Origin of the sequence: Microbacterium sp. K35, assembly GCF_004794375.1 — a bacterium.
Classification (GTDB): Bacteria; Actinomycetota; Actinomycetes; order Actinomycetales; family Microbacteriaceae; genus Microbacterium; species Microbacterium sufflavum.
Genome location: NZ_SSDM01000313.1, coordinates 1 through 4,997, shown reverse-complemented (window position 1 = coordinate 4,997; position 4,997 = coordinate 1). Strand labels below are relative to the sequence as shown.

Below are 4,997 nucleotides of genomic sequence, written 5' to 3'. Positions count from 1 at the left end.
CCGGCGCATCCGCCCGCTCGCGGCGACGCCCCGGCCCGAGGTGCTCGCCCGGCTGCTCGAGCTCGTGGCGGATGGCAGCCTCGTGCCGGTGATCGCCGAGACCTACGACTTCGCCGGGGCCGGGGCCGCGCTCGCCCGGCTGCAGGAGGGGCACGTGGTCGGAAAGCTGGTCGTGCGCGGCACCTGAGCGCGGCGGCGCGGGATCTGGCGGGCGGTCAGGCGCGGGTGGCACAATGGTCACCGGCGTGCCCGAGTCGCATCTTCCCCGCACCCGCTCCCGCGCGAGCGACGGGTCGAAGGACCGCCGGGCCCCTGGACAGCGTCCGCCGCGCCCGTTCACACGAGGAGCATCCATGTCGACGCCGGAGACCGCCGTCACCACCGCCCCTGCGCGCACCGCGCACCGCCGCCACTACCTGATGTGCCGTCCAGAGCACTTCACGGTGAACTACTCGATCAACCCGTGGATGGAGCCGGCCAAGCCGACCGACACGGCCCGTGCGGTCGAGCAGTGGCAGAAGCTGTACGACCTGTACGTCGAGCTGGGCCACGAGGTCGAGCTGATCGAGCCGCTCGCCGGATACCCCGACATGGTCTACACGGCCAACGGCGGCTTCCTGATCGACGGCCGCGCGTACGTGCCCGAGTTCCGCTTCGTCGAGCGTCAGGGCGAGGCCCCGGCGTTCGCCGACTGGTTCCGCGCCAACGGCTACGACACGGTGCTGCCCGAAGAGGTCAACGAGGGTGAGGGCGACTTCCTGCTGGTGGGTGACGTGATCCTCGCCGGCACCGGTTTCCGCTCCACGGGCGACAGCCACCGCGAGGTGGGTGAGGTGTTCGGCCGCGAGGTCGTGTCGCTCAACCTCGTCGACCCGCGCTTCTACCACCTCGACACCGCCATCGCGGTGCTCGACCCGGTGCAGGGCGTGGAGAACGGCGGCCCGGAGCGCGCCAACATCGCCTACCTGCCCGGTGCCTTCGACGACGCCAGCCGGGCCGAGCTCGAGCGGCGCTTCCCGGACGCGATCCTGGTGTCCGACGAGGACGGCGCGGTGTTCGGCCTCAACTCGTCCAGCGACGGCTACAACGTGATCATCTCGCCGCGCGCGAAGGGCTTCGAGCAGCAGCTGCGCGAGCGCGGCTACAACCCGATCACGGTCGACCTGTCCGAGCTGCTGCTCGGCGGTGGCGGCATCAAGTGCTGCACGCTCGAACTGCGCGGTGCGAAGTGACCGCGGTCGAGCCGGTGACCGCGGCGGCCGCTGAGGCCACGGCGCACGCGGAGCCGCACGTCGCGCACAACTACCACCCGCTGCCGGTCATGATCGCGCGGGGCGAGGGCGCGTGGGTCACCGACGTGGAGGGCAAGCGCTACCTCGACCTGCTCGCCGCCTACTCGGCCGTGAACTTCGGTCACCGCCACCCCGCGCTGGTCGCCGCCCTCACGGAGCAGCTCGGCCGCGTGACCCTGGTGAGCCGGGCGTTCCAGAGCGACACGCTCGAGCCCTTCGCCGCGGCGCTCGCCGAGCTGTGCGGCAAGGAGCTCGTGCTCCCGATGAACACCGGCGCCGAGGCCGTGGAGACCGGCATCAAGGTCGCCCGCGCCTGGGGCTACCGCGTGAAGGGCATCCCCGAGGGCGAGGCGCGCATCGTGGTGGCCAACGGCAACTTCCACGGGCGCACGACCACCATCGTGAGCTTCAGCGACGACGAGACCGCGCACGACGACTTCGGCCCCTACACGCCGGGCTTCGACCGGGTGCCGTTCGCCGACGCCGACGCCATCGAGGCCGCGATCACGGAGAACACCGCGGCCGTGCTGGTCGAGCCGATCCAGGGCGAGGCCGGGGTCGTGATCCCGCCGGAGGGCTACCTGCGCCGCATCCGCGAGATCTGCGACGCGAAGAACGTGCTGTTCATCGCCGACGAGATCCAGGCGGGACTGGGCCGCGTGGGCGAGACGTTCGCGTGCGACCGCGAGGGCGTCGTGCCCGACCTGTACCTGCTCGGCAAGGCGCTCGGCGGCGGCATCCTCCCGGTGTCGGCCGTGGTGGGCGACCGCGACGTGCTGGGCGTGATCCGCCCGGGCGAGCACGGATCGACGTTCGGCGGCAACCCGCTCGCGGCGGCGGTCGGGCTGCGCGTGGTGGAGATGATGCAGACGGGCGAGTTCCAGGAGCGCGCACGGGCTCTGGGTGCGCACCTGGAGGCCGCGCTGCAGCCGCTCATCGGCCACGGCGTGACTGCGGTGCGCATCGCGGGGCTGTGGGCCGGCGTCGACATCGACCCGGCGATCGGGACGGGCCGGGCGGTCGCGGAGAAGCTGTCCGAGCGGGGCGTGCTCGTGAAGGACACGCACGGCCAGACCATCCGCATCGCCCCGCCGCTCGTGATCCGCGCGACCGAGCTCGACTGGGCGGTCGAGCAGCTCAAGCTCGTGCTGGCGGGCTGAGCCCCTCACACGCACGCGAAGGATCCGCGGGCGGGCACCGGTCTCCGGTCGTCCCGTCCGCGGTTCCGTGTGCGGGAGCGCTCAGGCCGGCGGGTTGTCCGGGTCGAGCGTCTTCAGGGTGTCCTCCTCGGCGGGGTTGTCCGCGTCGAGGCCGTCCTCCGTGTTCTCCGAGCCGCCGAGCGGGGCGTGACCGGGGCCGGAGCTGCCCTGGATCGCGCCGCCGGTCGACTCGCCGCGGGAGCTGTCGCCCTGGATCGCGCCGCCGGTGCCGTCGCCCTGGCCGTCCTCCTGGGGCACGTCGACGTCGGGCGCGCCCTCGGCCGGGTCCTGGGGGTGGGGGGTGCTCATGTTGTCGTCCATGGCCCGACCGTACGGCGTGGGGCGGGTGACACGGAGGGCGTTGACAAAACGCCGCGGTCGTCACTCGCCGTCGTCGCGGCGCACCGTGCGGATCGGCGTGGTCACGGTCGCCTTCTCGGTGAAGTCGACCGGTTCGACGGGCTGCACGACCCGCAGCGGCCGCGTCTCGTCGAGGGTGAGCAGGAAGCGGCTGGTCTCGTGCCGGTGCAGGCGCCCGGAGGTGAGCACCCACAGCACGCCGATGGTGCACGCGACGAAGCCCGCCGTGCCGCCCAGCATGATCGCGGCGCGGGGGCCGAACGTGTCGGCGACCCACCCGGCGATCGGCGCGCCGACCGGGGTCGAGCCCATGATCACGGCCATGTACAGCGCCAGCACGCGTCCGCGCAGCGCCGGGTCGGTCGTGATCTGCACGTACCCGTTCGCCGTGGTCAGCAGCGTCACGATCATGAAGCCCGTGAAGGTGAGGGTCACGGCGTAGGCGAGGTAGCTCGGCATGGCGGCCGACACGAACGCGGCGATGCCGAACCCGCCCGCGGCGAGGATCACGACCCGCACGCGGGCGGTGTCGCGGCGGGCGGCGAGCAGCGCGCCGATCAGCGAGCCGATCGCGAGCACCGAGCTGAGCACCCCGTAGCCGTCGGCTCCCGCACCGAACTCGAGGGCCATGGTGGAGGCGAAGATCGGGAAGTTCATGCCGAACGCGCCGATCAGGAACACCGTCACGAACACGACCTTGAGGTCGCTGCGCGCCCACACGTAGCGGAAGCCCTCGGCCAGCCCGCCCCGGTTGCGGTGCTTGGGCCGCGGGGCGAGCAGGTTCGCGCGCATCAGCAGCAGGGCCAGGATCATCGCGAGGAAGGTGGCGGCGTTGGCGATGAACACCCACCCGGAGCCGATCGCGACGATGAGGAGGCCGCCCACGGCCGGGCCCACCATGCGGGCGAGGTTGAACGAGGCGGAGTTGAGGGCGACCGCGTTCGAGGTGTCGGCGGCGGAGACCATGTCGGACACGAAGGCCTGGCGGGCCGGGGCGTCGAACGCGTTGACGATGCCGAAGCCGAGCGCGAAGGCGAACATCATCGGCAGTGTCATGACGCCGGCCAGCAGCAGCGAGCCGACGGCGATCGCGAGCGCGAGCAGCGAGCCCTGCGTGGCGAGCAGGATGCGGCGGCGGTCGAAGCGGTCGGCCACCCAGCCGGTGAGGCTCACGAGCACGAGGGGCGGCCCGAACTGGAGGGCCATCGTGATGCCCATCGCGGTCGCGTCGTTGTCGGTGAGCTCGGTCAGCACGACCCAGTCCTGCGCGGTGGCCTGCATCCAGCCGCCGACGTTGGAGACCAGGGCGCCCGCGAACCAGATGCGGTAGTTGATGTTCGCGAACGAGCGGAACATGGCGCTCATCGTTCGACCACCCTCCGCATCAGGGCGCTCGCATCGCGCAGGATCGCGAGCTCGGCCTCGGTGTAGTCGACCTCGCGGAGCATGTCGGCCAGCAGCTCGTCGCGGCGGCGGATGGTCTCGACCACGATCTCGGCGCCGGCGGGCGTGATGTCGACCTGGACGCGACGGCGGTCGTCCTCGTCGGGCGTGCGGGCGACGTAGCCCTGCTCCTCGAGCCCGTTGACGATGCTGGTCATGGAGGGGGCGGTCACGCGCTCGCGCTCGGCGAGGGTGGAGATCGTGCGGCGGCCGTTCATGCGCAGATCGGCGAGCACGGCGAGCTGGGTGTCGCTCATGGTGTCGGCGGCGCGGGCGCAGCGGAGGCGGCGGGCGAGCCGGAACGTGGCCAGGCGCAGGTCTGTGGCGGTGAGGGCGAGGAGATCATCGGGCGCAGACATACTTAGTTAGTCTATCTAATATTCGGGCGTCGTGGGCGGGCCGTCGCGGATCCACCCGGCAGAATGGACGGGTGACCCGTACCCTCGCTCTCGAACTCGCCGTCCAGGACCCCGCCGGAGTGCGCATCGCCGCAGAGATCGGCGCCGCCCGTGTCGAGCTCGCCACGGCCCTCGCGCTCGGCGGCCTCACCCCCTCGCCCGGGACCGTGGAGCTAGCGCTCGCCGCCGCCGCCGACGGCCCCGAGGTGCACGTGCTGATCCGTCCGCGCGCCGGCGACTTCCACTACGACGCCGACGAGCTCGCGGTCGCCGAGCGCGACGTGCGCCACGCGATCGCCGCGGGG

The 4,997-nt window shown here is 72.3% G+C and carries 7 protein-coding genes; 4 read left to right on the top strand and 3 right to left on the bottom strand.

All coding sequences use genetic code 11. The annotated features are described in order from the left end of the window. From DW299_RS12460 to rocD, 3 genes are all read left to right on the top strand, one after another. The coding region (locus tag DW299_RS12460) for a zinc-binding dehydrogenase (RefSeq protein WP_168443136.1) at window positions 1-187 on the top strand (187 nt) is incomplete at its 5' end. Between the two features lie 166 nt (window positions 188-353). After that, window positions 354-1,232: a dimethylargininase gene (gene ddaH, locus DW299_RS12455; RefSeq protein ID WP_136034148.1), complete on the top strand. Its 879-nt coding sequence runs from the start codon at window positions 354-356 to the stop codon at window positions 1,230-1,232. Then, window positions 1,229-2,452, top strand: a complete 1,224-nt coding sequence (rocD, locus tag DW299_RS12450) for an ornithine--oxo-acid transaminase (protein WP_240744654.1) — start codon at window positions 1,229-1,231, stop codon at window positions 2,450-2,452. The genes ddaH and rocD overlap by 4 nt, the downstream gene beginning before the upstream one ends. An 81-nt stretch (window positions 2,453-2,533) precedes the next feature. Here rocD and DW299_RS12445 read toward each other — a convergent pair whose 3' ends face one another. The 3 genes from DW299_RS12445 to DW299_RS12435 are packed head-to-tail and all read right to left on the bottom strand — an operon-like array spanning window position 2,534 to window position 4,653. Continuing rightward, on the bottom strand, window positions 2,534-2,812 hold the full coding sequence (locus tag DW299_RS12445; RefSeq protein WP_136034150.1) for a hypothetical protein: 279 nt from the start codon (window positions 2,810-2,812) through the stop codon (window positions 2,534-2,536). A gap of 60 nt (window positions 2,813-2,872) precedes the next feature. Next, window positions 2,873-4,207, bottom strand: coding sequence for an MFS transporter (locus DW299_RS12440; protein ID WP_136036775.1), 1,335 nt, complete (start codon window positions 4,205-4,207; stop codon window positions 2,873-2,875). A gap of 5 nt (window positions 4,208-4,212) precedes the next feature. Then, window positions 4,213-4,653, bottom strand: a complete 441-nt coding sequence (locus DW299_RS12435) for a MarR family winged helix-turn-helix transcriptional regulator (protein WP_136034152.1) — start codon at window positions 4,651-4,653, stop codon at window positions 4,213-4,215. A gap of 71 nt (window positions 4,654-4,724) precedes the next feature. Here DW299_RS12435 and DW299_RS12430 point away from each other — a divergent pair. Continuing rightward, a partial coding sequence (locus DW299_RS12430; RefSeq protein ID WP_275090591.1) for a copper homeostasis protein CutC occupies window positions 4,725-4,997 on the top strand: 273 nt, incomplete at its 3' end.